The sequence below is a fragment of the uncultured Kocuria sp. genome (assembly GCF_947500125.1).
In the GTDB taxonomy this organism is placed as follows: domain Bacteria; phylum Actinomycetota; class Actinomycetes; order Actinomycetales; family Micrococcaceae; genus Kocuria.
Map to the genome: position 1 here is coordinate 125208 of NZ_CANMRA010000003.1, position 25723 is coordinate 150930.

Genomic DNA, 25723 nt, shown 5'->3' on the forward strand with positions numbered 1-25723 from the left:
GGAGGGCACCGCGAAGCACCGGCCGCCGGCTGATCGGGAGGGTGCCGCGCAGGGGCGTTGCAGCATCGACGCACGTCCGGGAGCGGCCGGGCCGAACGTAACACACCGCCGAGGGCCGGCTCGGGGCGCCGGCGGCCCCGCGACCGGCCGTGCGAGCCCGTCATGGCGGGGCGGGACGCCCCTGCGGGCCCCGGGTGGCGTGTGGGCGATCTCACGCCCCGGCAGGGGCGCGGCGGCCCGGTGCGGCCCACGGGCGGTGGTAGGACCCGTGGCCGCGGAACGCTCAGGGGTAGCGCACGGACACGCCGGAGGTGGCCTGCTCCTCGATCCGCACGAGCGACTGGACGGACGTCAGGTTCTCGCCCAGCCGGTTGGGCTTGCCGGCGCCGTGGTAGTCGCTCGAGCCCGTGACCACCAGGTCGTGCTCGGAGGCCATCAGGACCAGGCGGGCCCGGGCGTCGTCGGGGTTGTCCCGGTGCGCGACCTCGAGCCCGCCGAGTCCGGCGTCGATCATGGCCTCGAAGACCTCCGGGCCGACCACCCGGCCGCGGGCCGCTGCGAGCGGGTGGGCGAACACGGGCACGCCGCCGGCGGCCCGCACGAGGCGCACCGCGTGCACCGGGTCCGGTGCGTAGTGGGGGACGTAGTAGCGGGAGCGGCTGTGCAGCACCGAGGCGAAGGCCGCGGTGCGGTTCTCCACGATCCCCGCGGTGACCAGGGCGTCGGCGATGTGCGGGCGACCCACGGTCGCGCCCTCGTGCACGTGGTCCAGGACCACGTCCCAGTCGATCGGGTAGTCCTCGGACAGCAGCTCGACCATGCGCTCGGCCCGGGTGCGGCGGGAGCAGCGGGAGGACTCGATCTCGGCGAGCAGCCCCGGCTCCTCCGGGTCGTGCAGGTAGCTCAGCAGGTGCACCGAGATCCCGTCGCCGGTGGTGCAGGAGATCTCCATGCCCGGGACGAAGGCGACGCCCAGCGCCACGGCGGCGTCCCCGGCCGCCCGCCAGCCGGACGTGGTGTCGTGGTCCGTGAGGGCCAACACGTCCAGTCCCGCCGCGTGCGCCGCGCGGGCGACGTCCGCCGGGCTCTCCGTGCCGTCGGAGTCGGACGAGTGGGTGTGCAGGTCGATCTTCACCCGCTCCACGATACCGGCCCCGGCCGGACGGCCCGCCGCCTCCCGTGGCACGATGAGACGGACGACGCGAGGAAAGGAATCATGACAGAGCACAGCACGACACCCCAGGACGCCACGCAGCCGCTCTCGGACCGGGTCGAGAACCGGTCCCAGCGCCCCGACTCCGCCGCCTTCCAGCAGTTCATGGCGTCCCAGTGGGCCGAGCCGGAGGCCGCCGAGGTGGAGCGGGCCCCGGTCGCGGACTTCGCCGCCGAGCGGCGGCGGCGGATCTCCGAGCGGTTCCCCGGCGAGCGGCTCGTGCTCCCCGCCGGGCCGCTCAAGGTCCGCTCCAACGACACCGACTACCGGTTCCGGCCGCACTCCGCGTTCGCGCACCTCACGGGTCTGGGCGTGGACCACGAGCCCGACGCCGTGCTGGTCCTCGAGCCCGTCGAGGAGGGCGCCGGCGACGACGGCGGCCACCACGAGGCCACCCTGTACTTCCACCCCATGGCCGGCCGGGACTCGAAGGAGTTCTACGCCGACGCCAAGAACGGCGAGTTCTGGGTCGGTCCCCGACCCACGCTCGAGGAGCTGGGGACCGCCTACGGGCTGCGCACCCGCGACCTCGGGGGCCTCGAGGACGCGGTGACCAAGAACGCCGGGCCCACCGCGCTGGGCGGCCTGCGGATCCGGCTCGTGCGCGAGGTGGACCTCAACGTCGACGCCCTCGTCGACACCTCCCGGATCAACACCGGTGTGGACCTCGAGTCCTCGGACGCCCTCGACGGCGAGCTCGCCGAGACGCTCTCGGAGCTGCGGCTCGTCAAGGACGCCCACGAGATCGGGCAGCTGCGCGAGGCCGTGGACGCGACCATCGCCGGTTTCACCGACATCGTGCACGTGCTGCCCGCGGCCGCGGGCCACCGCCACCGCGGCGAGCGCATGGTCGAGGGCGCCTTCTTCGCCCGTGCCCGCACGGACGGCAACGACCTCGGCTACGACACCATCGCCGCGTGCGGCAACAACGCCACGGTCCTGCACTGGATCCGCAACACCGGGCGGGTCATCCCCGGGGAGCTGATCCTCGTGGACGCGGGGGTGGAGGCCGACTCCCTCTACACCGCGGACATCACCCGCACCCTGCCCGTGAACGGGCGCTACACCGAGGTCCAGCGGCGGATCTACCAGGCGGTCCTCGAGGCCGCCGACGCCGCGTTCGACGCCGCGGTGCCCGGCAACCGGTTCCGGGACGTGCACGCCGCGGCCATGGAGGTCCTGGCCCGGCGGCTGGAGAGCTGGGGGCTGCTGCCCGTGCCCGCCGAGGTCTCGCTCTCCGCGGAGGGCCAGCACCACCGCCGGTGGATGCCGCACGGCACGAGCCACCACCTCGGCCTCGACGTCCACGACTGCGCGCAGGCCAAGCGGGAGCTCTACGTGGACGGGGTCATCGAGCCCGGCATGGTGTTCACCATCGAACCCGGCCTCTACTTCAAGGAGGAGGACCTCGCGGTGCCGGAGGAGTACCGCGGGATCGGGGTGCGTATCGAGGACGACGTCCTGATCACCGAGGACGGCAACGTCAACCTCTCCTCCGGGCTGCCCCGCACCCCGGACGAGGTCGAGGCGTGGATGACCGGGCTGTGGCACGCCCGGGAGGGCGTCGACCCGAGCTGAGCCTCCCGCCGGCGGTCGTCAGCGGGAGGCGTCGGCGGACGTGCTCCCGCCGGCGGCGGGGTCCTGCCCGGCGGAGCCCGGTCCCGCGGAGCCCGGTCCCGCGGAGCCCGGTCCCGCGGGGCCCTGCCCGCCGGTCTCCTGGCCGGCGCCGTCCCCGGCCGGCCGGCCGGCGGGGAGCCGGATGCCGTACTGGGGGCGGCCGTCGGGCAGGTCCTGGAACGTCGCGGAGGGCCCGGGCGCGGCGGTCCGCTCGCCCTGGCCCTCCGGCGGGGCCTCCGGGCCGGGCGTCCGCTCCCCCGGGGCACCGGCAGGGGCGCCGTAGGAGGGCCGCTGCCACGGGGCCCCGGCCGAGGGCCGGCCCGGGGGCTGGGACTGCGGCGAGCCGTGCTGCGGGCCCTGCTGCGGGCCGGGCCGCGGCCCGGTCGCCGCCCGCGGCAGGCTCTGCAGCCCCCGCAGCCCCTGCAGCACCTGCTGGGCGCGCTGGGCCACCTCGGGGGCGGCCACGACGTCGTAGGAGGTGGCGACGATCTGGTTGGTGGAGGTGAAGTCCCGCTTCCCGCGCTGCATCGCGTAGGTGATGGTGGCGAGCAGCATCCAGAAGGCCCCACCCATCAGCACCGACACCAGCAGGGTGGACAGCCACTGCTCCCCGCCCAGCAGGGACAGGATCATCCCGAGGAAGGCCCCGAAGACCATGCCGTTGAGCGCGCCCTGGCCCGCGACCTTCGGGTAGCTGAGCCGGCCGGTCACCTGCTCCACGGACTTCAGGTCGTTGCCGACGATCGCGATCCGGTCCACCTCGAACTGCTCGTCCGCGAGGTGGTCCACCGCCTTCTGCGCATCGACGTAGGTGCCGTAGCGTCCGATCACCTCCCCGCGCGGCAGACCGCGGACGGTGGCGCTGGCGGGGGGCAGGGACCGTGGCGAGCTCATGCCCCCCATTCTCCCCCATCCGCCCGCTCCTCCGCGCCCCGCACCGGGTCCCGGGCCCGGCGCCCGGGCCCGGGACCGGCCCCGTGGACCCGGTGGGTAGTCTTGTACGGTGAGCAGCCACATCGACAAGATCTTCATCGCGCGCCTCATCGGCCTCGACGTGTTCGACCCCCTGGGGGACCGTCTGGGCCGGCTGCGCGACGTCGTCGTGCTCATGCGCGGCAGCTCCCGGTACGGACGCTCCTCGCGGCGCCCCCTCGTGGTCGGCCTCGTGGTGGAGGTCCTCGGCAAGAAGCGCGTGTTCGTGCCCATGACCCGCGTGACCAGCATCGACGCGGAGAAGATCATCAGCACCGGTCTCGTGAACCTGCGCCGCTTCGAGCAGCGCGGAGCGGAGACCCTGGCCGTCGGCGAGGTCTTCGACCGCACCGTGGTGCTGCGCGACGGCTCCGGCTCGGCCACGGTCGAGGACATGGCGATGGAGCGCAAGCGCAACACCGGCGACTGGCTGATCACCCAGCTCTTCGTCCGCCGCACCGGCACGGGCGGAGGCCTGATGCGCCGGCGCAACGAGACGCTGATCATCGACTGGGAGGACGCGGGCGACCCCTCCGCCGCGGGCCACCAGCCGGCCACCCAGTGGGTGGCCTCCCACGAGGAGCAGCAGCCCGCCGACCTCGCCGACGAGCTCCACGACATGTCGGCCAAGCGGATGCTCGAGATCGCGCACGAGCTCCAGGACGACCGGCTCGCCGACGTCCTCGAGGAGCTCCCGGAGGAGGACCAGGTCTACATCCTCACCAACATGGAGCCGGACCGCGCGGCCACGGTGCTCGAGGAGATGGAGCCCGACGACGCCGCCGACCTGCTCAACGAGCTGCCCGACGCCCAGGCCGAGGCGCTGCTCGCGCTCATGCAGCCCGAGGACGCCGAGGACGTCCGGCGCCTGCTGGAGTACGAGGAGGGCACGGCCGGCTCGCTCATGACCCCGGTGCCGATCATCCTGCCGCCGGAGGCCACGGTGGCCGAGGCGCTCGCGCACATCCGCCAGGAGGAGCTCAGCCCCGCCGTCGCGGCGGCCGTGATCGTCTCCCGCCCGCCGCTGGAGACGCCCACCGGCAAGTACCTGGGCATGGTGCACACCCAGAAGCTCCTGCGCTACCCCCCGCCCGAGGCCGTGGGCAACCTCATCGACCGCTCGCTCGAGCCGGTCTCCGACCTCGCGTCCCTCCAGGACGTCGCCCGCGAGCTCGCGACCTACGACCTCACCATCATCCCGGTGGTCAACGACCACGACCGGGTGGTCGGGGCGATCACGATCGACGACGTCCTCGACGCCCTGCTGCCCGACGACTGGCGCACCGCCGACGACGGCACCCCGATCCGGAAGGTGGGCAAGCGGTATGAGTGAGCGCGAGCCCCGGCGCCCCCGCGTCAGCACCCGCGTCAACGCCCTCGACCAGCCGCGCGAGCACCGGCCCGGGCTGCTGGACCGGTTCCGGCCGAACCCCGACGCCTTCGGGCGGATGACCGAGGGGTTCGCCCGTTTCATGGGCACCCCCCAGTTCCTGCTGTGGATGACCGTGTTCGTGGCCCTGTGGCTGGGCTGGAACACCATCGCCCCCCGTGAGCTGCAGTTCGACTCGAAGGACCTCAACTTCACGCTGCTCACGCTGATGCTCTCGCTGCAGGCCTCCTACGCGGCGCCCCTGCTGCTGCTGGCCCAGAACCGGCAGGACGACCGGGACCGGGTGACCCAGGAGGAGGACCGCCGCCGGGCGCAGCAGAACCTCGCCGACACCGAGTACCTGACCCGGGAGATCGCCTCCCTGCGGATCGCGCTGCGCGACGTCGCCACCCGCGACTTCGTGCGCTCGGAGCTGCGCTCGGTGCTCGAGGAGATCCTGGAGTCGCAGGACGACGCCCCCGAGACCGAGGAGCCGGGGGCCCCGCCGAGGAGGACCACCCGCCGCAGGAGCAGGAACCCCGACCGCCCCGCCGCCCCCGAGACCCGAGGGATCCCCCGTGCCTGAACCCAGACCCGACGACGCCCTGGCCCCCGAGGCCCTCGACCCCGCGCTGCGCGCCGCCCTCGACCGGGTGCTCGACCCCGAGCTGCGCCGGCCCGTGACGGAGCTGGGGATGATCCGCTCCGCCGCGCTCGACGACGCCGGCCACGCCGCCGTGCACGTGCTGCTCACGATCAGCGGCTGCCCCCTCCGCTCCACCATCGAGCAGGACGTCCGGGACGCCGTGGCGACCGTGGACGGGGTGCGCTCCGTGGACGTGCAGATCGGGGTGATGACCCCCGAGCAGCGCACCGCCCTCAAGGAACGGGTGGGCCACACCCGGACCGTCCCCTTCAACGACCCGTCCTCCCTGACGCGGGTGCACGCCGTGACCAGCGGCAAGGGCGGGGTCGGCAAGTCGACGGTCACCGTCAACCTCGCCGCGGCGCTCGCCGCGCGGGGCCGGTCGGTGGGCATCGTGGACGCGGACGTGCACGGCTTCTCCGTCCCCGGGCTGCTCGGCATCGACCGGGCGCCCACGCAGGTCGGGGACATGATCCTGCCCCCCGTCGTGGAGGTCCCCGAGGCGGCCCGGGAGGACTCCGGGCGGGCCGGGGTGCTCAAGGTCATCTCGATCGGGATGTTCGTGGACCCGGACCAGCCCGTGGCCTGGCGCGGGCCGATGCTCCACCGCGCCGTCGAGCAGTTCCTCACGGACGTGCACTTCGGGGACCTGGACCACCTGTTCCTGGACCTCCCGCCGGGCACGGGCGACATCGCGATCTCCGTGGCGCAGCTGCTGCCCTCGGCGGAGGTGCTCGTGGTCTCCACGCCGCAGCAGGCGGCCGTCGAGGTCGCCGAGCGCTCCGGGGCCCTCGCGGTGCAGACCGGTCAGAAGGTGGCCGGGGTGATCGAGAACATGGCGGGGATGCCGATGCCGGACGGCAGCGTGCTCGAACTCTTCGGCGCCGGTGGAGGCGCCCGGATCTCGGACTCCCTGACCCGCCGGCTGGACTACGACGTGCCGCTGCTCGGCGCGGTGCCCCTCGACATGGCCCTGCGCGAGGGCGGGGACGCGGGCCGCCCGGTGGTGTGGTCGGCGCCGGGCTCGCCCGCCGCGGTCGCGCTCCGCTCGGTCGCCGACGCGCTGGGCGCCCGCCCGCGCGGGCTCGCCGGGCGCCCGCTGGGCCTGGGGCCGCGCTGAGCCGACCACCGTGGTCCGCGCGAGCGGACCGCCGGGGTCGGCTCAGGTGGCCTCGGTGTCGAAGGGGGCCCGTTCGCCGGGGGCCAGCCGGGTCAGCACCGGCCCGGGGCGGGGTCGCGGCGCGGCGGGCTCCGCCGGCTCGTCGTCCTCCAGCAGGGCCTGGCGCACGATGGTGCGGGGGTCGTACTGGCGGGGGTCGAGCCTGCGCCAGTCGACGTCGGCGATCTCCGGTCCGAGGGTCTCCTTGAGCTCCTCGGTGGCACCGGTCGCGTACCTCTTGGCGGCCTTGACCAGGTCCTTGAGCTTCTCCGCGTACTCCGGCAGCCGCTCCGGCCCGATGATGAACAGGGCCAGGAGCACCAGGATGATCGCTTCGCCGCCGTTGATGCCGAGCACAGGAGCTGATTTTACCAGCCGGAGGGCCGGGTCCCGTTCAGCCGAAGATCTCGCGCAGACCCGCCGCCACCGTCTCGACGACGCCGGGATCCCCCGCGGAGGGCTCCACGACACGCCCCCGCTCGTCGGCCACGACGAGGTGGACGGTGCGGGCCATCTCGGAGGGGCCGGAGTCCCCGGTGACCGTGTAGACGACCGCGTCCCCCACGACCACCGCCCGCCACGGCGGCCCGGCGTCCACCCACAGCGGCACGCCCTCCACGGCCACGGGCTCGAGGCCCTCCGCGCTCACGGGCAGCCCGGTGAGCCCGTCCATGGGGTTCTCCCGGTCGACCCGCCCGCGCTGCTCGACCACGACGACCTCGTCCTCGCCGCGGTGCAGCCTGACCGCCACGACCGGGTGCCCGGACAGGCTGCCCCGGGTCATCGAGACCACCCGGTAGCCGTCCGAGGCCAGCGTGGGCAGCGTCCACCCCTCCGCACGCAGCCCGTCCGCGGACACCTCGTCCGCGTGCAGCACCCCGTGGGTGCCGCGCCACGCCGAGACCGGGACCCGGTCCCCGCCGCCGTCCGGGGACTCCGCCACGACCGTGCGCCCGACGGCGTAGCCGGTGCCCAGAACCAGGGTGAGCACCGCACTCACGGTGGCCGCCGCCACGGGAACCGCGCTGCTGCGGCGCACCGGCGCGGTGCGGTCCGGGCGGGGCATCGGTCCTCCTCGTGAGGCGGTCGGGGAAGCGCGGTCCGGGCGGACCCGGGGTCCGCCCGGCGCCGCGGTCGGTGCCGCGGACGAGTCCGTGTACGGCTCCATGATCCTCGGGCAAGCTGGATGCCGACTGGACGGTGGCCGGGCGGAGGGGCTCAGCCGGTAGGATGGCGCGCATCCACTACAGCGACGAAGGGCGGACCATGGGCGCGGACAAGACGACGAGCTGGTCGTACGCCGAGGCGTTCGCCGCCGAGGACGAGCTCGCCTACCGCGCCCGGGAACGCTCCCTCGCCCTGCGCATCCCCCCGGTCACCCCGGGAACGGCCGCCGCCCTGACCGTGCTCGCGGCGGCGGCGCGGCCCGCCACGGTGGTCGAGGTGGGCACGGGGGCCGGGGTGTCCGGGCTCGCCCTGCTGCGCGGGCTGCCCGGGACGTCCGTGCTGACGACGATCGACACCGACATCCGGGCGCTGCGCGCGGCCCGCGACACGTTCCGGGAGGCCGGGGTCCCCACGAGCCGGACCCGCACCATCCCCGGCCGCGCGTCCCTCGTGATGCCCCGGCTGAGCGCCGGCGCCTACGACCTCGTGTTCCTCGACGGCGACGCCGAGGGGACCCTGGACTACGCGGAGGAGGCGGTCCGGCTGCTGCGACCGGGCGGGATGCTCGTGGTCAACGACGCCCTGTCCCAGGACAAGGTGGCGCAGCCGGCCAACCGGGAGGAGAACACCCGGACGATGCGGGCCGTGCACCGGCTGTTCCGGGAGGATGAGCGCTTCAGCACCGCCCTGCTGACCACCGGCTCGGGGCTGCTGCTGGCCGTCCGCGCCGGGGGTCACTCCGTGACGCCGGCCAGGCACTCCTTGAGCTCCGCGGCCTCGCCGGGCTTCAGCTCGACCACCAGCCGGCCACCGCCCTCGAGCGGCACCCGCATGATGAGGCTGCGCCCCTCCTTGGTGACCTCCATCGGTCCGTCACCGGTTCTCGGCTTCATGGCCGCCATGTGGGAACTCCTCTTCCTCGATTGGTGTGGCTCCCATCCTATCCGAGCCGCCGCCGTGGACCCGGACCGCCCCGTCCGCCCTGGGGTCCGCGTCGCCGCGGCCGGCACGGGGTCAGGGCGGGTAGTCCCCGCCGCCGGGCAGCTGCTTCCAGTGCCACAGCCAGCCGACCCAGACGAGCTGGAGCACCGCGCCGGAGACCACGCAGGCCACCCGGTAGGCCCGCGAGTCCGAGACCGCGGCCAGCGGCAGGGCGAGCGGGAACAGCGGCAGCAGCAGCCGGAAGGTGCTGCTCTGGGGGTGGAGGAACAGGAGCAGGTAGACGGCGTAGCTCGCCACCCACACGCGCGTGAGCAGGTCCAGCCGCTCCCGCACCACGCGGGCGCGCAGCAGCACCGTTCCGCCCGCGACCAGCAGGACGGGCGCCGCGAGCCCGAGCACGGGTCCGAACAGCCCGGCGGCGGCGTCGAACCACGGCACGACCGGCTGCAGGCCCCCGCCCCGCCACACGGTCTCCGTGTCGGTGTACGCGGTCGGCTCGCCCGTGACGGCCCACGCGATCGCCGGCCAGGCGAGGGCCGCTCCGCACGCGAAGACGGCGAGGGCGAAGAGCCCGTCGACGGCGTCGACGGCGCGGCGCAGCTCCCCCGCCCGGTGCCGGCGCACGGAGCGCACGAGCCACGTGATCCCGAGGGCCGCGGCGAAGGGGACGCCCGCCGGACGCGTCAGGCACATGACGAGCACCACGGGGGCGGCGGCGAGGTGACGGCCCCGCGTCACCAGCAGCAGCGCGCCCGCGAGCAGCATCAGGTGCAGCGACTCGGCGTAGGGGACCTGCAGCACCGGGGCCACCGGGTTGAACGCGACGAACGCGAGTCCCCACAGGGCGGTGGACGGTGGGGCGAGCCGGAGGAACAGCCGGTGGACGAGCAGGACCGCCCCGAGGCTCGCCGCCAGGGACACGGCCGAGGCCGTCACGTCCCAGCCCGTGCCGGTGACCGCCGAGACGGTCCGGACGAGCAGCGGGAAGACCGGGTAGAAGGCCCAGGCGTTCTCCTGGACCTGCCCGCTCCCGTCCCGGGGCAGGGACTCGGGATAGCCCTCCCGCGCGATGCGCTCGTACCAGTCCGAGTCCCAGGTGCCGGTGAACGCGAGGTACCCCAGGGCGCCGTCCCCCCACGGCCCGGGGCCCTGCTGCCGGCCCACCGTGGTGAACACCGCCCAGCCCCACAGCCGGGAGGCCGCCCAGACCAGCAGGGCCTGCGCCCACCAGGGGGCCGCGGCCGGACGGAGGCTCACGCCCCCGGCACCGGGCGGGACGGCGGGTCCTCCGGCGGCGGCAGCCGGTCCGCGAGGTGGGCGAGCACGGCGTGGACCTCCGCGGGGTCGTAGCCGCGGCGCCGGACGGAGAACGCGATCCGATCGACGTCCTCCGCGGTCGGGTGCTCAGGCAGCACGAGCGGCGCGGCGGGGGCGGCCCCGGCGTCGATCCCGTCCCGGGCGGGCGCGACGCGGTCGGCGAGCCGGTCACGGCCGAGGAGGACGACGCCCACCACGGTGAGCAGCAGCACCAGCCCGGTCAGCACCACGAGGAGTTCGGTCATGCCCCCAGGCTATGCGCCGGCCGGCGGGCCGGTGGGCACGGGCGGGCGGGGCGGGCGCCGCAACATTTCTACGGATCGGTACGCAATTTACGCGATTGCAACGTGTTCGACATCACACCGAACGAATCTGGGATATCTTTCCGGTATGTCACACACCACTCCGCCGGCCGCCGCACCGGCCTCCGCCGCCGCGGGGACGGCCGAGGCCCTGGTCCGCATGTCGCACGTCAACAAGCACTTCGGGGACCTGCACGTGCTCCGGGACATCAACCTGGAGGTGAAGCGCGGCGAGGTGGTGGTCGTGATCGGTCCCTCGGGCTCCGGCAAGTCGACCCTGTGCCGGGCCATCAACCGGCTCGAGAGCATCGACGACGGCGAGATCCTCATCGACGGCAAGCGGCTGCCCGAGGAGGGCAAGGCCCTCGCGAAGCTGCGCGCCGACGTCGGCATGGTGTTCCAGTCCTTCAACCTCTTCGCCCACAAGTCGGTCCTGCAGAACGTCACCCTGGGCCCGGTCAAGGTCCGCGGGAAGTCGGGGGCCGAGGCGAAGAAGGAGGCCATGGAGCTGCTGACCCGCGTGGGAGTCGACAACCAGGCGGAGAAGCTGCCCGCCCAGCTCTCCGGCGGCCAGCAGCAGCGCGTCGCCATCGCCCGCGCCCTGGCCATGGAGCCGAAGGTCATGCTCTTCGACGAGCCCACCTCCGCGCTCGACCCCGAGATGATCAACGAGGTCCTCGACACCATGGTCGCCCTCGCGAAGCAGGGCATGACGATGATCGTGGTCACCCACGAGATGGGCTTCGCCCGCAAGGCCGCCGACCGCGTCGTGTTCATGGCCGACGGCATGATCGTCGAGGAGAACACCCCCGAGGAGTTCTTCACCAATCCCCGCTCCGAGCGCGCCCAGGACTTCCTCGGCAAGATCCTCGGCCACTGACCGTCCACCGCCCCTCCGACCCGACGCCACCACCTCCACAGCAAGGAGCACACCATGCGCAGCAGCAAGCCCCTCGGACTGGCCGCGATGGCCGCGGCCGCGGCCCTGACCCTCACCGCGTGCGGAGGTGGGGACGACGGCGGGTCCGGCACGGAAGGCGAGGGCGGCGGCTCGGGCGAGTCCGTGCGGATCGGCATCAAGTACGACCAGCCGGGACTCGGCTTCCGCGACGGCAGCGAGTACACCGGCTTCGACGTCGACGTGGCGAAGTACGTCGCGGGCGAGCTCGGCTACTCCGAGGACCAGATCGAGTGGGTCGAGTCCCCCTCCGCCAACCGCGAGAACATGCTCGCCAACGACCAGGTGGACATGATCTTCGCGACCTACTCGATCACCGACGAGCGCGACCAGACCGTCGACTTCGCCGGCCCCTACTTCGTGGCCGGCCAGGATCTGCTGGTCCGCGCCGACGACGACAGCATCCAGGGCCCCGCCGACCTCGAGGGCAAGAACCTGTGCTCGGTGACGGGCTCGACCTCCGCGGTGAACGTGCAGGAGGAGGTTCCCGGCGTGAACCTCGTGGAGCAGGGCGGCTACGCCGAGTGCGTGACCTTCCTGGAGTCCGGCCAGGTGGACGCCGTGACCACCGACGACATCATCCTCGCGGGCCTCGCCTCGACCGACGCCAACCAGGGCAAGTTCAAGGTGGTCGGCAACACCTTCTCCGAGGAGCGCTACGGTGTGGGCCTCCCCCAGGGATCCGACCAGTGCGAGGCCGTCAACGAGGCCATCACCAAGATGATCGAGGAGGGGGCCTGGGAGGACGCGGTCACCGCCAACACGGAGGGCGCCAACTACTCGTACAACGAGGAGCTCAACCCGCCGGAGCCCGAGCCCTGCGGCGAGTGACGAGGCCCGTGTGACCCCGTGGCCGGCTCCCGGCCGGCCACGGGGCCCGCCCCGGCAGCAGAGCGCACGACCGATCCACGACGAAGGGCCCTCGCGTGACCCAGCACCAGCCCGAGCTCCGGGAGTTCCCGTGAGCGACTACCTGACCGACTTCGTCAGCCTCTTCGACCAGTACGACGTCCTGGCCGCCTTCTGGGTCAACCTCCGGCTGACCTTCTTCGCCGCGCTCGGCTCGGCGGCCCTCGGCGCGCTCATCGCCCTGATGCGCATCTCCCCCATCGCGTCGCTGCGGCTGCTGGGCACCGGCTACGTGAACCTGTTCCGCAACACCCCGCTGACGATCATCCTCGTCTTCCTGGTCCTGGGCGTGTGGAGCCAGCTGGGGATCAGCCTCTCCTCGGACTTCGACCAGAACTTCTTCAACTGGGCGGTCCTCGGCCTGAGCCTCTACCACGCGGCGTTCGTCTGCGAGGCCATCCGCTCGGGCGTCAACACCGTGCCGGCCGGGCAGGCGGAGGCCGCCCGGGCCATCGGGCTGTCCTTCCTGCCCGCGGCGCGGCTGATCATCTTTCCGCAGGCGCTGCGGGGAGCCATCACGCCGCTCGGCAACACCCTGATCGCCCTGACGAAGAACACGACCGTGGCCGCGGCGGCGTCGGTCACCGAGATCTCCTCGCTCATGAAGACCATGATCGAGTTCCGCCCGGACGTGATCATCGCGATCTTCCTCGTGGTGGCCCTCGGCTTCGTCCTCATCGTGGTCCCGGTGGGCCTGCTCACCACCTGGGCCTCCCGGAAACTGGCGGTGAAGCGCTGATGGCCAAGACCCAGAACGTCCTCTTCGACGTCCAAGGACCCCGCAGCCGGCGGGTCAGCGCGGCGCTCAACGTGGTGGGCGTGCTGCTCGCGGCCGCCCTCGCCTGGATCGTGCTGAGCGAGCTCGCCGAGCAGGGCCAGCTCGACGCCTCGAAGTGGACGCCCCTGCTCACCGCGCGCACGTGGGAGAACTTCCTGCTCCCGGGCCTGTGGGACACCCTGCGGGCCGCGCTGCTGGCCGTGGTGCTCTCGATCGCCTTCGGTCTCGTCTTCGGCCTGGGCCGGCTCTCCCAGCTCGCCCCGGTGCGCTTCGTCTGCACCGTGGTGGTCGAGTTCTTCCGGGCCGTGCCCGTGCTGGTGATGATGATCTTCTTCTACCTGGGCATCGGGCGCGCCGGCCTGGTCGAGCCGTCGAACGTCCCGTTCTGGGCCGTGGTCCTCGGGCTGATGTTCTACAACGGCGCCGTGATCGCCGAGCTCATCCGCTCCGGAGTCCACCAGCTGCCCAAGGGACAGCGGGAGGCCGCACTGGTCATCGGGCTCACGCCGTCCCGGTCCCTGCGGATGATCGAGCTCCCGCAGGCCCTGACGGCGATGCTGCCCTCGATGGTCAGCCAGTTCGTGGTCATCCTCAAGGACACCGCCCTGGGCTACATCATCACCTACCCGGAGCTGCTGGCGAGCGGCCGGCGGCTGGGCGCCGGCGACGGCAACATCCTGCAGACCCTGTTCGTGGTGGCGCTGGTCTTCGTCCTCATCAACTACCTGCTGACCGTGCTGGCCGCCTGGCTCTCCCGGTTCCTCAGCTTCCGCACGGGCGGTGCGACCAGGGCGGCCGAGGGGCCCCTGGCCGCCGAGGAGGCCACGGTCTGAGGCCGCTCAGGCCGTGAGCCACGCCTCGAGAGCCCGGTAGCACTCCCGGACCGCCTCGGCGCTCACGTGCTCGTCGTCCGTGTGGGCCAGCAGGGCGTCGCCCGGGCCGAAGTTCACGGCGGGCACGCCCATCTGCGAGAAACGGGCCACGTCGGTCCAGCCGTACTTGGGCTGGGGCTCCTGGCCCACCGCGGCCACGAACTCGGCGGCCGCGGGACGGTCCAGGCCGGGACGCGCCGCCGGGGAGAGGTCCGTGAGCTCGAGCTCGTAGCCGGCGAAGACCTCCTGCACGTGCGCCACGGCGTCCTCGGGGCTCTTGTCCGGGGCGAAGCGGTAGTTGATCTCCACGTGGGCGGTGTCCGGGACCACGTTGCCGGCCACGCCCCCGCCGATCCGGATCGCGTTGAGCCCCTCCCGGTACTCGAGCCCCTCCACCGCCACGGTCCGCGGCTCGTAGGCCGCCAGCCGCGCGAGGACGTCGGCCTGCTTGTGGATGGCGTTCTCCCCGATCCAGGACCGCCCCGAGTGGGCCGCACGGCCCCGGGTGGTGATGCGGAAGCGCATGGTGCCGTTGCACCCGCCCTCCACGGTCCCGTCGGTGGGCTCGAGGAGCACCGCGAAGTCGGCCTCGAGCAGCCCGGGGGCGTGACGCTGGAGCCGGCCCAGCCCGCTGGCGGCCGCCTCGACCTCCTCGTGGTCGTAGAACACGTAGCTGACGTCGCGGTTCGGCGCCGTGAGGGCCGCGGCCAGGGCGAGCTGGACGGCCACCCCGCCCTTCATGTCGGTCGCGCCCCGGCCGTGGAGCACCCGGGAGCGGCCCGTCCCCGTCCACGTGGAGGGGACGGTCCCCCGGGCGCCGGGCACGGTCGGCAGGGGCACGGTGTCGAGGTGGCCGGCGAGCACGACCCGCTCGGCGCGGCCCAGGTCGGTGCGCGCCACCACGGCGTCCCCGTCCCGGTGCACCGTGAGGTGCGGGAGCCGCCGCAGCGCGGCCTCCACCGCGTCGGCCAGGGGGCCCTCCGAGCCCGAGACGGAGACGATGTCGATGAGGGCCGCCGTGAGGTCGGCGGGGTCCGCGGCGAGGTCGAGCTCCGGTGCGATCATGGCTGCCAGCATAACGGGGCGGCCGTCGCCGCCGGTCGGACCGGGGCCGGCGTCCCCCGTAGGATGGAGGCCATGACTGCTTCCACCTCTCGTCCCGCCTCCGGACTCGGCCTGGCCACCGTCGTGGCCTCGGGCCCCAAGGAGGGCACCGTCCTCGACGTCTGGTACCCCGCCCCGTCCCTCTCCGACGCGGTCGACACCTCCCTCGACGCGGACCTGCGGCTCGCGGCCACCGCCGACCCCGACCGCAACGTCCGCAGCGAGATCGTCGAGACGGTGATCGACCTCGACGCCGCGCCCGCCGACGCCGCGGACGCGTACCTGCGCCTGCACCTGCTCTCCCACCGCCTCGCGCGCCCCAACACCCTGAACCTCGACGGCGTGTTCGGCCTGCTCGCCAACGTCGCCTGGACGGACCGGGGGCCCGTGCTCGCCGAGGAGCTGACCCTCGCGCTGCTGCGGATGAAGGCCTCGGGCGGGCACGTGACCGTGCACAGCGTGGACAAGTTCCCGCGGATGGTGGACTACGTGGTCCCCACGGGCGTGCGGATCGGCGACGCCAACCGGATCCGGCTCGGCGCCCACCTCGCCGAGGGCACCACGGTGATGCACGAGGGCTTCGTCAACTTCAACGCCGGCACCCTCGGCCAGTCCATGGTCGAGGGCCGGATCAGCGCCGGTGTGGTCGTGGGCGACGCCACGGACCTCGGCGGCGGCGCCTCCATCATGGGCACCCTCTCCGGCGGCGGCAAGGAGCGGATCACCGTGGGCGAGCGCGTGCTGCTCGGCGCCAACTCCGGTGTCGGCATCTCCCTCGGCGACGACTGCGTGGTCGAGGCCGGGCTCTACGTCACCGCCGGCACCCGCGTGAGCGTGCACTCCGACGGCGAGCGGTCCACGGCCAAGGCCTCGGAGCTCTCGGGCGTGTCCAACCTGCTGTTCCGCCGCAACTCCCTCACCGGCACGGTCGAGGTGCTGCCGCGGGCCGGCGGGACCGTGGAGCTCAACGCGGCGCTGCACGCCAACTGAGCGCCGCGGGCCCCGGCCCGCCGCCGGACGCCGACGCCGCGCGAGGACGGGCACGACCCGTCCTTGCGCGGCGTCGGCCGTCCCGGCCCCGCTCACCCGCCCGTTCACCCGGCCCCCTCACCGCTCCCGTCTCCCCGCCCGTCCCTCCGCCCGCCCAGGAGCGCCCGTGTCCTCCCCCGTCCCCGGCCGCCGCAGCGGCTCGCTCCGGCTGCCGCTGTTCGTCCTCCTGCTCGTCGGCGCCCTGCTCGCCGCGGGGATCCTCGTGGCCGTCGAGCTGCGCGCCGGCCGGCCCTCGGCCGGCGAGCCCCGGTGCGTGGTCTCGAGCACGGACGGGGACGGGCAGCGGCAGCGGCACACCCTGTCCGCGGAGCAGTCGGCCAACGCCGCCCTGGTCACCGCGGAGGCCGTGGCGCGCGGCGCCGATCCGTACGCGGCCGTCGTGGCCCTGGCCACCGCGATGCAGGAGTCGCAGCTGGTCAACATCGACTACGGGGACCGGGACTCCGTGGGGCTCTTCCAGCAGCGCCCGTCCCAGGGCTGGGGAACGCCCGCGCAGATCATGGACCCGGCCTACGCCACGGCCGCCTTCTACGACGGCCTCGCCGAGCTCGACTACACGTCGATGTCCGTCACCGACGCCGCGCAGGCGGTCCAGCGCTCCGCGCACCCGGAGGCGTACGCCCGGCACGAGGGCCTCGCCCGCGCGTTCGCCGGCAGCCTGACGGGAGCCACCGAGGGCTCGCTCAACTGCGTGCTCGGCGGCCCCGAGGGCCCGGGGGACGCGCGCCGGGCCGCCGACGCCCTCGGCGACGCGTTCGGGACCGCGGCGCCCGCCCCGCGCGCGGACGGGGACCGGGTGGTCGTGACCGCGCCCGGGGAACCCACGGGGTGGGCGGTGGCGCACTGGGCGGTCGCGCAGGCGGAGACGCTGGGCGTCGCGGAGGTGTCCTTCGGCGGGCGCAGCTGGGTCCGGGCCGACCAGCGCACCACCCGCTTCGCGCCCGCCCCGGGCTGGGTGGCCGCCGAGGAGGCGCACCCCGAGGGCGCTCCCCCGGCCGGCGACGTCGTGCTGGTCCTCGCGAGCCGCTGACGGGCCCGCCGCGGCCCGGCCGATACGCTGGGAGCATGAAGATTCTCGTGACCGGGGGAACCGGCTACATCGGCTCGCACACCGTCCTCGCCCTGCTGGAGGCGGGCCACGACGTCGTCGTGATGGACAACCTCGCGAACTCCTCGCGGACGTCGCTGGAGCGCGTCGAGGACCTCGCGGGACGCTCCGCCGAGGCGTTCGCCGAGGCGGACCTCCTCGACCCCGCGGGACTCGACGCGCTGTTCGCGGAGCACCGCCCCGAGGCCGTGATCCACTTCGCGGGCCTCAAGGCCGTCGGCGAGTCGGCGGAGAAGCCCCTGTGGTACTACCGCACCAACGTGGCCGGCACCCTCAACCTGCTGGACGCCATGGAGACCCACGGCTGCCGGTCCATCGTGTTCTCCTCGTCGGCCACGGTCTACGGCGCTCCCGAGGAGATGCCGCTGACCGAGAAGCAGCCCATGGACGCCCAGAACCCGTACGGGCGGACCAAGGAGCACATCGAGGACATGCTCGTGGACCTCGCCGCGGCGGACCCGGCCTGGAACGTGGCCCTGCTGCGCTACTTCAACCCGGTCGGCGCCCACGAGTCCGGCCGGATCGGCGAGGACCCCACGGGCGTGCCGAACAACCTGCTGCCGTTCATCGCCCAGGTGGCCGTGGGCCGGCGCGAGAAGCTGCGGGTCTTCGGCGCCGACTACCCGACCGCCGACGGGACGGGCGTGCGCGACTACATCCACGTGGTCGACCTCGCCGACGGGCACCTCAGGGCCCTCGACCACGTCGCCCGGCACGGCGGGGTGCACACGTGGAACCTGGGCACGGGCAAGGGCTACTCGGTGCTCGAGGTGCACGCCGCCTTCGAACGGGCCTCCGGGCGGAGCATCCCCTACGAGGTGGTGGCCCGCCGGCCCGGCGACGCCGCGGTGTCCTACGCCGATCCGTCGACGGCCCTGGCCGAACTGGGCTGGTCCGCGGACCGGGACCTCGACACCATGTGCCGGGACCACTGGAACTGGCAGCGGAGCAACCCCGAGGGCTACGCCGCGGGCGCCTGAGCGCCGGCGCCGGGGCTCACCAGCCCCGCGGCCGGACCACGTTGGCCGGCGCGTCGGCGAAGAGGGCGGCCACCCGCCGCTCGTCGTGTCCGGCGATGCCCGTGCCCACCCGCGTGAGCCAGAACGTCAGCTCTGGGTGCTCGCGGGCGAAGGCCACGAAGGCCGCCGCCTCCCGCTCGAGCTCGGCGAACCCGCTCATGCTGTCGATCGCGTACGAGCGTCCCTGCAGACCGTGCCCCTGGCCCATGACCGCACCGAAGCGCTCGACGGCCGCGCGGGCCGCCCCCGCGCCGTGGGAGCCGCGGGCGTTGGAGCCGAAGACGAAGACGTCGTCCGGGCCGAGCTCGGTGATCCGGTCCGGGGTGTGCCGCTGCTCGTTCATGCCCACCACGCTACCGGGGAGGGCGCGGGCACGGAACGACCGACGCCGGGCCCGCGCCCCGGACGGGGCGGGCCCGGCGTCGGTCGGTGCCGGGAGCGGGTCCGCTCAGCGCTGCGGGTAGTGCCGCTCGCCCTGGCCCACGTAGAGCTGGCGCGGGCGGCCGATCTTCGTCTCGGGGTCCTCGATCATCTCCCGCCACTGGGCGATCCAGCCGGGGAGCCGGCCGATCGCGAAGAGCACGGTGAACATCTTCTCGGGGAAGCCCATCGCCTTGTAGATGAGACCCGTGTAGAAGTCGACGTTGGGGTAGAGCTTGCGCTCCACGAAGTAGTCGTCGGCGAGGGCCTTCTCCTCGAGCCGCATGGCGATCTCGAGCTGCTGGTCATTGCCGCCGAGCTTCTCGAGGATCTCGTGGGCGTAGTCCTTCACGATGCGCGCCCGGGGGTCGTAGTTCTTGTAGACCCGGTGGCCGAAGCCCATGAGCCGGGCGCCGGACTCCTTGTTCTTGACCTGCTCCATGAAGTCCTCGGGCTTGACGCCCTCGGTCTGGATCCGGTTGAGCATGGCGAGCACGGCCTCGTTGGCGCCGCCGTGCAGCGGGCCGTACAGGGCGTTGATCCCCGCGGAGACCGAGGCGAACATGTTGGCGTGGGAGGAGCCCACGAGCCGCACGGTGGAGGTGGAGCAGTTCTGCTCGTGGTCGGCGTGCAGCATCAGCAGCACGTCCAGGGCCTTCGCCATCGCCGGGTCGATCTCGTAGTCCTCGGCCGGCACCCCGAAGCACATGCGGAGGAAGTTCTCCGTGTAGTTGAGGTCGTTCTGCGGGTAGAGCATCGGCTCGCCCTTGGACTTCTTGAACGCGTAGGCCGCCAGCGTGGGCACCTTCGCGAGCAGCCGGATGGTGGAGATCTCCACCTGCTCCTGGTCGAACGGGTCGAGGGAGTCCGCGTAGAACGTGGACAGCGCCGAGACGGCCGAGGAGAGCACGGGCATGGGGTGGGCATTGCGCGGGAAGCCGTTGAAGAAGCTCTTGAGGTCCTCGTGGACCATGGTGTGCCGGCGGACCCGGGTGTCGAACTCGTCGAGCTCGGTCGGCGTCGGCAGCTCGCCGTAGATGAGGAGGTAGGCGGTCTCGATGAAGCTCGAGTGCTGGGCGAGCTCCTCGATGGGGTAGCCCCGGTACCGGAGGATGCCGTTGTTGCCGTCGATGTAGGTGATGGCGGAGCGCGCGTTCGCGGTGTTCATGAACCCAGGGTCGAAGGCGACGTTGCCGGTCTCCTTGAGCATGTTCGAGATCGCGTACCCGCGGTTCCCCTCGGTGGCGTCCTGGATGGGCAGCTCGAGCGGGCTGCCGTTCCCGTAGTCGAGCCGGGCCGTCCCGGTCTTCTGTGCAGACTCAGTCATGTTCGTCCTCCGCGAGTGGATGTCGGTGTCCGGTGCCCGTGGTCGCCGTGCCGGGCGCCGCCGGTGGCGCAGCACGGCCGTGTCTGCCGGACACAGCGATCGTCAGGCTCCAACCTACCTGCTCCGTCCGCGCAGGGACCAATCCCGGCGCCGCGCGGGAGCGTGTCAGGCGCGGCCGAGCCGCTCCACGGCGGCGTCGATGCGCTCGTCGGTGGCGGTGAGGGCGAGACGCACATAGCCCTCCCCGGCCGCCCCGTAGAAGACCCCGGGACCCACGACGACGCCCCGCTCGGCGAAGCGCTGCACCGTGGTCCAGGTGTCCTCCCCGGCCGTGCACCACAGGTAGAGACCGGCCTCCGAGTGCTCGACCCGCAGCCCGAAGGCCTCGGCGGCGGGCACGAGCCGCTCCCGGCGGGACCGGTAGAGCGCCTTCTGCGCGGTGACGTGGGCGTCGTCCCCCAGGGCGACCCGCATGGCCTCCTGGATCGGGGCGGGCACGATCATCCCGGCGTGCTTGCGGGAGTTGACCAGGCTCGCCATGAGCCGGGCGTCCCCGGCGAGGAACGCGGCCCGGTAGCCGGCCGCGTTCGACTGCTTCGACATCGAGTACGCGGAGAGCAGCAGCGAGTCGTCCCCTCCGCTGACCCGGGGGTCGAGCACCGACGGCACCGGGGTGCCCCCCTGCTGGACGTCCCAGGCGCCCCAACCGAGCTCGGCGTAGCACTCGTCGGAGGCGACCACGGCCCCGAGGGCGCGCGCCTGGTCGACCACACGGCGCAGCGACGCAGCGTCCCGGACGATGCCGGTGGGGTTGGCGGGCGAGTTCAGCCACACCATGCGCACGCGGGAGCGCAGGTCGTCGTCGAGCTCGTCGAGGTTGTCCGCCGCCACCGCCTCGGCGCCCGCGAGCTCGGCCCCGATGTCGTAGGTGGGATAGGCCACCGTGGGACGCACGAGGACGTCGCCGGCGCGCAGGCCCAGCAGGAGCGGCAGCCAGGCGACCAGCTCCTTGGAGCCGACCGTGGGCATGACCGCGGCGGGGTCCAGGCCGGGCACGCCGCGCCGTCGCGCGTACCACGCGACGACGGCCTCGCGCAGGGCGGGGGTGCCGTGGGTGGTCGGATAGCCGTGGGCGTCGGCGGCCGCGGCCAGCGCGTCCTGGACGACCAGCGGCGTGGGGTCCACGGGCGTGCCGATGGACAGGTCCACGACCCCGTCGGGGTGCTCCGCGGCGACGGCCCGGTACGGCGCCATGGTGTCCCACGGGTAGTCGGGCAGGGCGAGGCCGAAGGACCGGTCCACCTGCGTCACAGGGCGACGTCCTGGTTCTGCGGCGGCAGGGCCGCGATCATGGGGTGGTCGGTGTGCGTGTTGCCGAGCTTCGCGGCGCCGCCGGGCGAGCCGAGGTCGTCGAAGAACTCGACGTTCGCCTTGTAGTAGTCGGCCCACTCGTCGGGGGTGTCGTCCTCGTAGTAGATGGCCTCGACGGGGCACACCGGCTCGCACGCACCGCAGTCCACGCACTCGTCGGGGTGGATGTAGAGCGAGCGCTCCCCCTCGTAGATGCAGTCGACGGGGCACTCCTCGACGCAGGCCTTGTCCTTCACGTCGACACAGGGCTGGGCGATGACGTAGGTCACGGCGGTTCGAACCTTTCTCCTGGGTTGCTCCGACCAGTCTAGCCACCGCGTCCTGGCTAGGATGACAGGCATGGAGCATCCGACATCCGGCTCAACATCGCCGTCCGGGACGTCATCTTCGGCGCTGGGCGTGCTCGCCGGCCTGCCTCCTGGTACGCGGGTGAGCGTGCGCTACGCCCTGCCCGCCGACGACGCCTCCGGGCTGCCGCTCACCGACGCCCTGGGCGAGCTGCTGGCGGCGGACGAGGAGTCCGTCACGGTGCGCACCCGCCGCGGGGACGTGCTGATCGGCGCCGGCGACCTGCGGGCCGCACGGGTGGTCCCCCCGGCACCGCCGCGGCGCCGGCCGCGGGGAGACTGAGCGCCACCGGACCGACCAGGGCGGGACCGGGCACGGCCGGTCGGCCACCCGCGGGACCGGGCACGGCCGGTCGGCCACCGGCGGGACCGAGCACGGCAGGACGGCGCACGGCAGGACCGGGTCTCAGGCGGCGCCGGTCCTCCGCCGCCGGGCGCGCAGCCAGCCGGCCGTGACGAGCACGGACAGGAGGGTCACCGCGAAGACCAGCACGAACCACGCGAGGCCCAGGACCCCCACGGGGGTGCCGGGGTTCGTCACGACGATCACGGAGCCGTCCCCGCCGTAGGCGAAGAGCCAGGAGACGAGATAGCCGATGAGCCCCGGCACGGCGGCGGCCCACACGCGGCGGGTGGCGGTGCCGACCCACAGGGAGACGCTGAGCAGCAGGGCGGTCGCGAAGAGCAGGCCCCAGGGCAGCCACCACCCGGCGGCGGAGTACCAGACGGCGCCGTGCAGGACGGTGGCCACGGACGCCGCCGCGGCACCGGCCGCGACGGACGTCACGAGGGTCGAGAGCACGGAGGCCCGGGAGTGCCCGGACTCCTCCTCCTCTTCCGGGGCGGCCGCGTCGGGGTCCCCCGCGAGCAGCCGGTAGGTCTCGAGCGCGCTGAAGGGCTGCCACACGCCGTTGGAGAGGGCGAAGCGCGAACCGTCCTCGGCCAGCACCAGCTGGGTGGCGTGGGCGCCCATGGCGGCCCGCTTGCGCTCGGCCGAGCCGTGCACCGCGGCCTGCGGCCGCGGGTCCTCGGGCCGGGCCTCGCCCTCGACGGCCCACACGAGGGGGGTCCGCCAGGGCTCGACGAGCGCTCCGTCGGCGTCCACGCCCGGGCGGGCGGCGAGCTCGGCGCCGCGCAGCGCGACGGCGGAGGTGCGGACGTGGTCGGGGTGGCCGTAGCCGCCGTCGTCGTCGTAGGTCACGAGCACGTGCGGGCGCACGGCCCGGACCGCCGCGGCGACGTGCGCGGCGGCCTCGGCGGTCGTGGCCGCGGTGAGGCTGTGCGGGGAGGAGTCCCCGGCGGGGGCGGCACGCCCGTCGGGGCCCCAGGACATGCCGGAGTCGTGGTAGTGCCCCGTGCCGCCCGCGAAGCCCACGGCCGGGTCCAGGGCGGGGGGCTCCCCCGCGAAGAACCGTTCGGCCACGCCCAGGCGGGCCGCGGCGTCGTGGAGCTCGCCGACGCGGTAGCGGCCCAGGGCCGTGCCGTCGTCGGTGCACTCCGGGCGGCCGACCTCGAGCGCGTGCAGCGGCTCGGGGATGACCTCGCCGCGCTCGCCGCGGGTCATGGTGAGCAGCACGACTTGCGCGCCGAGCTCCGCGTACCGGCCCATGGTGGCTCCGGTGGCGATGGACTCGTCGTCGGGGTGGGCGTGCACGAACAGCAGCCGGGCGTCCTCCGGGCGCAGGCCCGGGGGCAGCAGCCCCGGCAGGGCGTCCTCGCGCACGAGGACGCCCTGCTCGGGGTAGTACGGGACGGGCTGCTGGGTCACGGCCGGGCCTGCTGCGCTGTGCTGCTGCGGTCCGGGGTCAGGCGCGGGCCCGGGCCCGGTTGGCCTTCATCCGCTCGTTGGCGTCGAGGATCACCTTGCGGATGCGGATCGCGTCCGGGGTGACCTCCACGCACTCGTCCTCGCGGGCGAACTCGAGGGACTCCTCGAGCGTCAGCTTGCGCGGGGGCGTGAGGTTCTCGAAGGTGTCGGAGGAGGCCGCACGCATGTTGGTGAGCTTCTTCTCCTTCGTGATGTTCACGTCCATGTCGTCGGCGCGGGAGTTCTCGCCGACGATCATGCCCTCGTAGACCTCGGAGGTGGGCTCCACGAAGAAGGAGCCGCGCTCCTGCAGGTTGATCATGGCGAACGGGGTGACCACGCCGGCGCGGTCGGCGATCATCGAGCCGTTGGTGCGGTACTCGATGTCCCCGGCCCACGGCTCGTAGCCGTCGGCGTAGGAGGACGCGATGCCCGCGCCGCGGGTCTCGGTGAGGAACTTGGTGCGGAAGCCGATCAGACCGCGGGCGGGGACCTTGAACTCCATCCGCACCCAGCCGGTGCCGTGGTTGGCCATGGCCTCCATGCGACCCTTGCGCCCGGCCATCAGCTGGGTCACGGCGCCGAGGAACTCGTCCGGCACGTCGATGGTCATGTGCTCGTAGGGCTCGTGCACCTTGCCGTCGACGGTCTTCGTCACGACCTGGGGCTTGCCCGCGGTCAGCTCGAAGCCCTCGCGGCGCATCTGCTCCACGAGGATCGCCAGGGCCAGCTCGCCGCGGCCCTGCACCTCCCAGGCGTCGGGACGCTGGGTGGGGAGCACCTTGAGCGAGACGTTGCCGACGAGCTCCTTGTCGAGGCGGTCCTTGACCTGGCGGGCGGTGACCTTGGTGCCCTTGGCGCGGCCGGCCAGCGGGGAGGTGTTGATGCCGATGGTCATGGAGATCGCGGGGTCGTCCACGGTGATCAGGGGCAGGGGCTGCGGGTTCTCCGGGTCGGTGAGGGTCTCGCCGATGGTGATCTCCTCGATCCCGGCCACGGCCACGATCTCGCCGGGGCCGGCGGAGTCGGCCGGGACCCGGTCCAGGCCCTTGGTGGCCAGCAGCTCCGAGATCCGCACGTTCTTGAGCTCGCCGTTCGCGCGCGCCCAGGCCACGGTCTGCCCCTTCTTGAGGGTGCCGTTGAAGATGCGCAGCAGGGCGAGACGGCCCAGGAACGGGGAGGCGTCCAGGTTGGTCACGTGCGCCTGGAGCACGCCCTCGGGGTCGTAGGAGGGCGCGGGGACGTGCTTGATGATCGTCGCGAACAGCGGCTCGAGGTCCTCGTTGTCCGGCAGGCCGCCGTTCTCGGGCTGCGTCAGGGAGGCCCGGCCGTCACGGCCCGCGGCGTAGACCACGGGCACGTCCAGGACGGCGTCCAGGTCCAGGTCCGGCTCGTCCTCGGAGATGTCCGAGGCCAGGCCCAGCAGGAGGTCCATGGACTCGTGCACGACCTCCTCGATCCGGGCGTCGGGGCGGTCGACCTTGTTGACCACGAGGATCACGGGCAGCTTGGCCTCGAGGGCCTTGCGCAGCACGAAGCGGGTCTGCGGCAGCGGGCCCTCGGAGGCGTCCACGAGCAGCACGACGCCGTCGACCATGGACAGGCCGCGCTCGACCTCGCCGCCGAAGTCGGCGTGGCCGGGGGTGTCGATGACGTTGATGGTGATGGTCTCCCCCTCCGCGGAGGGACCGTCGTAGAACACCGTGGTGTTCTTGGCGAGGATCGTGATCCCCTTCTCGCGCTCCAGGTCACCGGAGTCCATCACGCGCTCCTCGACCTCACCGTGGGACGAGAACGCGTGCGTCTGCTGGAGCATCGCGTCCACGATGGTGGTCTTGCCGTGGTCGACGTGGGCCACGATGGCCACGTTGCGGAGGTCGGCGCGCTGGGCGGTGGTGGAGGTGACAGGCATACGCGTGGGTCTCTCTTCGGGTGGAGATGCGGGGGGA

At 73.4% G+C, this 25723-nt stretch carries 26 protein-coding genes and 1 pseudogene; 13 read left to right on the forward strand and 14 right to left on the reverse strand.

What is annotated here, in order from left to right; translation table 11 throughout:
- Positions 1-283 precede the first annotated feature (283 nt).
- On the reverse strand, positions 284-1135 hold the full coding sequence (locus tag Q0817_RS03065; RefSeq protein WP_298583829.1) for a PHP domain-containing protein: 852 nt from the start codon (positions 1133-1135) through the stop codon (positions 284-286).
- A gap of 81 nt (positions 1136-1216) precedes the next feature.
- On the opposite strand from Q0817_RS03065, the gene Q0817_RS03070 reads away from it, so the two are divergent.
- Complete coding sequence (locus Q0817_RS03070; protein ID WP_298583836.1) at positions 1217-2791, forward strand: aminopeptidase P family protein; 1575 nt, start codon at positions 1217-1219, stop codon at positions 2789-2791.
- Between the two features lie 18 nt (positions 2792-2809).
- Here Q0817_RS03070 and Q0817_RS03075 read toward each other — a convergent pair whose 3' ends face one another.
- A complete protein-coding gene (locus Q0817_RS03075) occupies positions 2810-3724 on the reverse strand; it encodes a general stress protein (RefSeq protein WP_298583841.1) in 915 nt (304 codons plus the stop codon).
- Between the two features lie 109 nt (positions 3725-3833).
- Here Q0817_RS03075 and Q0817_RS03080 point away from each other — a divergent pair, with 109 nt between their 5' ends.
- Genes Q0817_RS03080 through Q0817_RS03090 form a run of 3 tightly spaced genes read left to right on the forward strand, consistent with a single transcriptional unit; the run spans position 3834 to position 6937 of the window.
- Positions 3834-5135 carry a magnesium transporter MgtE N-terminal domain-containing protein gene (locus tag Q0817_RS03080; protein ID WP_298583855.1) on the forward strand — a complete coding sequence of 434 codons (1302 nt, stop codon included), beginning with the start codon at positions 3834-3836 and terminating at the stop codon, positions 5133-5135.
- Complete coding sequence (locus Q0817_RS03085) at positions 5128-5757, forward strand: DUF1003 domain-containing protein (protein ID WP_298583861.1); 630 nt, start codon at positions 5128-5130, stop codon at positions 5755-5757. The genes Q0817_RS03080 and Q0817_RS03085 overlap by 8 nt, the downstream gene beginning before the upstream one ends.
- Positions 5750-6937 (forward strand): Mrp/NBP35 family ATP-binding protein, encoded by a 1188-nt coding sequence (locus Q0817_RS03090; protein WP_298583867.1) that lies wholly within the window; start codon positions 5750-5752, stop codon positions 6935-6937. Before Q0817_RS03085 ends, Q0817_RS03090 begins: the two co-directional genes overlap by 8 nt.
- Positions 6938-6979: 42 nt before the next feature.
- Here the strand turns inward: Q0817_RS03090 and Q0817_RS03095 are convergent, their stop codons facing one another.
- Both Q0817_RS03095 and Q0817_RS03100 read right to left on the reverse strand, forming a co-directional pair.
- Positions 6980-7333, reverse strand: a complete 354-nt coding sequence (locus Q0817_RS03095; RefSeq protein ID WP_298583871.1) for a Sec-independent protein translocase TatB — start codon at positions 7331-7333, stop codon at positions 6980-6982.
- A 37-nt stretch (positions 7334-7370) separates the two neighbouring features.
- A complete protein-coding gene (locus Q0817_RS03100) occupies positions 7371-8042 on the reverse strand; it encodes a hypothetical protein (protein WP_298583878.1) in 672 nt (223 codons plus the stop codon).
- A gap of 200 nt (positions 8043-8242) precedes the next feature.
- Between Q0817_RS03100 and Q0817_RS03105 the strand changes: the two are divergent.
- Positions 8243-8869, forward strand: a pseudogene (locus Q0817_RS03105) (class I SAM-dependent methyltransferase); the annotation flags it as partial.
- Positions 8870-8877: 8 nt separating this feature from the next.
- Here the strand turns inward: Q0817_RS03105 and Q0817_RS03110 are convergent.
- From Q0817_RS03110 to Q0817_RS03120, 3 genes are all read right to left on the reverse strand, one after another.
- Positions 8878-9045 (reverse strand): DUF3117 domain-containing protein, encoded by a 168-nt coding sequence (locus Q0817_RS03110; protein WP_075872508.1) that lies wholly within the window; start codon positions 9043-9045, stop codon positions 8878-8880.
- A 112-nt stretch (positions 9046-9157) separates the two neighbouring features.
- A complete protein-coding gene (locus Q0817_RS03115; protein ID WP_298583890.1) occupies positions 9158-10342 on the reverse strand; it encodes a hypothetical protein in 1185 nt (394 codons plus the stop codon).
- Positions 10339-10647 carry a DivIVA domain-containing protein gene (locus tag Q0817_RS03120; RefSeq protein ID WP_298583896.1) on the reverse strand — a complete coding sequence of 103 codons (309 nt, stop codon included), beginning with the start codon at positions 10645-10647 and terminating at the stop codon, positions 10339-10341. The genes Q0817_RS03115 and Q0817_RS03120 overlap by 4 nt, the downstream gene beginning before the upstream one ends.
- A gap of 208 nt (positions 10648-10855) precedes the next feature.
- Here Q0817_RS03120 and Q0817_RS03125 point away from each other — a divergent pair, with 208 nt between their 5' ends.
- The 4 genes from Q0817_RS03125 (at position 10856) to Q0817_RS03140 (ending at position 14182) form a co-directional block, all read left to right on the forward strand.
- Positions 10856-11584, forward strand: a complete 729-nt coding sequence (locus Q0817_RS03125; RefSeq protein ID WP_298584488.1) for an amino acid ABC transporter ATP-binding protein — start codon at positions 10856-10858, stop codon at positions 11582-11584.
- A gap of 54 nt (positions 11585-11638) precedes the next feature.
- Positions 11639-12493 carry a glutamate ABC transporter substrate-binding protein gene (locus Q0817_RS03130; RefSeq protein ID WP_298583899.1) on the forward strand — a complete coding sequence of 285 codons (855 nt, stop codon included), beginning with the start codon at positions 11639-11641 and terminating at the stop codon, positions 12491-12493.
- A 130-nt stretch (positions 12494-12623) separates the two neighbouring features.
- Complete coding sequence (locus tag Q0817_RS03135) at positions 12624-13310, forward strand: amino acid ABC transporter permease (RefSeq protein WP_298583917.1); 687 nt, start codon at positions 12624-12626, stop codon at positions 13308-13310.
- Positions 13310-14182: an amino acid ABC transporter permease gene (locus Q0817_RS03140; RefSeq protein ID WP_298583932.1), complete on the forward strand. Its 873-nt coding sequence runs from the start codon at positions 13310-13312 to the stop codon at positions 14180-14182. Before Q0817_RS03135 ends, Q0817_RS03140 begins: the two co-directional genes overlap by 1 nt.
- 6 nt (positions 14183-14188) lie before the next feature.
- On the opposite strand, the gene dapE is transcribed toward Q0817_RS03140, so the two are convergent.
- Positions 14189-15298: a succinyl-diaminopimelate desuccinylase gene (gene dapE / locus Q0817_RS03145; protein WP_298583938.1), complete on the reverse strand. Its 1110-nt coding sequence runs from the start codon at positions 15296-15298 to the stop codon at positions 14189-14191.
- A gap of 51 nt (positions 15299-15349) precedes the next feature.
- On the opposite strand from dapE, the gene dapD reads away from it, so the two are divergent.
- The 3 genes from dapD to galE all read left to right on the forward strand — a co-directional run bounded on the left by dapD (position 15350) and on the right by galE (position 18463).
- Complete coding sequence (dapD, locus tag Q0817_RS03150; protein WP_298583945.1) at positions 15350-16315, forward strand: 2,3,4,5-tetrahydropyridine-2,6-dicarboxylate N-succinyltransferase; 966 nt, start codon at positions 15350-15352, stop codon at positions 16313-16315.
- Positions 16316-16481: 166 nt separating this feature from the next.
- Entirely contained in the window at positions 16482-17405 is a 924-nt protein-coding gene (locus Q0817_RS03155) for a hypothetical protein (RefSeq protein WP_298583951.1), read from the forward strand.
- A gap of 35 nt (positions 17406-17440) precedes the next feature.
- The gene (galE, locus tag Q0817_RS03160; protein ID WP_298583956.1) at positions 17441-18463 is read left to right on the forward strand and encodes a UDP-glucose 4-epimerase GalE; all 1023 of its coding nucleotides are present in this window, start codon (positions 17441-17443) and stop codon (positions 18461-18463) included.
- A gap of 16 nt (positions 18464-18479) precedes the next feature.
- Here galE and Q0817_RS03165 read toward each other — a convergent pair whose 3' ends face one another.
- The 4 genes from Q0817_RS03165 to fdxA form a co-directional block, all read right to left on the reverse strand.
- On the reverse strand, positions 18480-18845 hold the full coding sequence (locus tag Q0817_RS03165; protein ID WP_298583963.1) for a hypothetical protein: 366 nt from the start codon (positions 18843-18845) through the stop codon (positions 18480-18482).
- Between the two features lie 105 nt (positions 18846-18950).
- The gene (locus Q0817_RS03170; protein ID WP_298583979.1) at positions 18951-20249 is read right to left on the reverse strand and encodes a citrate synthase; all 1299 of its coding nucleotides are present in this window, start codon (positions 20247-20249) and stop codon (positions 18951-18953) included.
- Between the two features lie 165 nt (positions 20250-20414).
- Positions 20415-21560, reverse strand: a complete 1146-nt coding sequence (gene dapC / locus Q0817_RS03175; RefSeq protein ID WP_298583997.1) for a succinyldiaminopimelate transaminase — start codon at positions 21558-21560, stop codon at positions 20415-20417.
- Positions 21557-21889: a ferredoxin gene (gene fdxA / locus Q0817_RS03180; protein WP_058872613.1), complete on the reverse strand. Its 333-nt coding sequence runs from the start codon at positions 21887-21889 to the stop codon at positions 21557-21559. The genes dapC and fdxA overlap by 4 nt, the downstream gene beginning before the upstream one ends.
- A gap of 70 nt (positions 21890-21959) precedes the next feature.
- Here fdxA and Q0817_RS03185 point away from each other — a divergent pair, with 70 nt between their 5' ends.
- Positions 21960-22250 carry a hypothetical protein gene (locus Q0817_RS03185; protein ID WP_298584010.1) on the forward strand — a complete coding sequence of 97 codons (291 nt, stop codon included), beginning with the start codon at positions 21960-21962 and terminating at the stop codon, positions 22248-22250.
- A 123-nt stretch (positions 22251-22373) separates the two neighbouring features.
- On the opposite strand, the gene Q0817_RS03190 is transcribed toward Q0817_RS03185, so the two are convergent.
- Together Q0817_RS03190 and typA are read right to left on the reverse strand one after the other, a co-directional pair.
- Entirely contained in the window at positions 22374-23735 is a 1362-nt protein-coding gene (locus Q0817_RS03190; RefSeq protein WP_298584030.1) for a PIG-L family deacetylase, read from the reverse strand.
- A 37-nt stretch (positions 23736-23772) separates the two neighbouring features.
- The gene (gene typA / locus Q0817_RS03195; RefSeq protein ID WP_298584059.1) at positions 23773-25686 is read right to left on the reverse strand and encodes a translational GTPase TypA; all 1914 of its coding nucleotides are present in this window, start codon (positions 25684-25686) and stop codon (positions 23773-23775) included.
- Between the last annotated feature and the right edge of the window lie 37 nt (positions 25687-25723).

What these genes read in the sequence shown, in the direction of transcription:
- Q0817_RS03170 (WP_298583979.1), bottom strand. Translation starts at nt 20,249, where the DNA reads ATGACTGAGTCTGCACAGAAGACCGGGACGGCCCGGCTCGACTACGGG.
- Q0817_RS03085 (WP_298583861.1), top strand. Translation starts at nt 5,128, where the DNA reads ATGAGTGAGCGCGAGCCCCGGCGCCCCCGCGTCAGCACCCGCGTCAAC.
- Q0817_RS03185 (WP_298584010.1), top strand. Translation starts at nt 21,960, where the DNA reads ATGGAGCATCCGACATCCGGCTCAACATCGCCGTCCGGGACGTCATCT.
- Q0817_RS03070 (WP_298583836.1), top strand. Translation starts at nt 1,217, where the DNA reads ATGACAGAGCACAGCACGACACCCCAGGACGCCACGCAGCCGCTCTCG.
- typA (WP_298584059.1), bottom strand. Translation starts at nt 25,686, where the DNA reads ATGCCTGTCACCTCCACCACCGCCCAGCGCGCCGACCTCCGCAACGTG.
- Q0817_RS03075 (WP_298583841.1), bottom strand. Translation starts at nt 3,724, where the DNA reads ATGAGCTCGCCACGGTCCCTGCCCCCCGCCAGCGCCACCGTCCGCGGT.
- dapE (WP_298583938.1), bottom strand. Translation starts at nt 15,298, where the DNA reads ATGCTGGCAGCCATGATCGCACCGGAGCTCGACCTCGCCGCGGACCCC.
- Q0817_RS03165 (WP_298583963.1), bottom strand. Translation starts at nt 18,845, where the DNA reads ATGAACGAGCAGCGGCACACCCCGGACCGGATCACCGAGCTCGGCCCG.
- Q0817_RS03140 (WP_298583932.1), top strand. Translation starts at nt 13,310, where the DNA reads ATGGCCAAGACCCAGAACGTCCTCTTCGACGTCCAAGGACCCCGCAGC.
- Q0817_RS03110 (WP_075872508.1), bottom strand. Translation starts at nt 9,045, where the DNA reads ATGGCGGCCATGAAGCCGAGAACCGGTGACGGACCGATGGAGGTCACC.
- Q0817_RS03120 (WP_298583896.1), bottom strand. Translation starts at nt 10,647, where the DNA reads ATGACCGAACTCCTCGTGGTGCTGACCGGGCTGGTGCTGCTGCTCACC.
- dapD (WP_298583945.1), top strand. Translation starts at nt 15,350, where the DNA reads ATGGAGGCCATGACTGCTTCCACCTCTCGTCCCGCCTCCGGACTCGGC.
- galE (WP_298583956.1), top strand. Translation starts at nt 17,441, where the DNA reads ATGAAGATTCTCGTGACCGGGGGAACCGGCTACATCGGCTCGCACACC.
- Q0817_RS03100 (WP_298583878.1), bottom strand. Translation starts at nt 8,042, where the DNA reads ATGCCCCGCCCGGACCGCACCGCGCCGGTGCGCCGCAGCAGCGCGGTT.
- Q0817_RS03130 (WP_298583899.1), top strand. Translation starts at nt 11,639, where the DNA reads ATGCGCAGCAGCAAGCCCCTCGGACTGGCCGCGATGGCCGCGGCCGCG.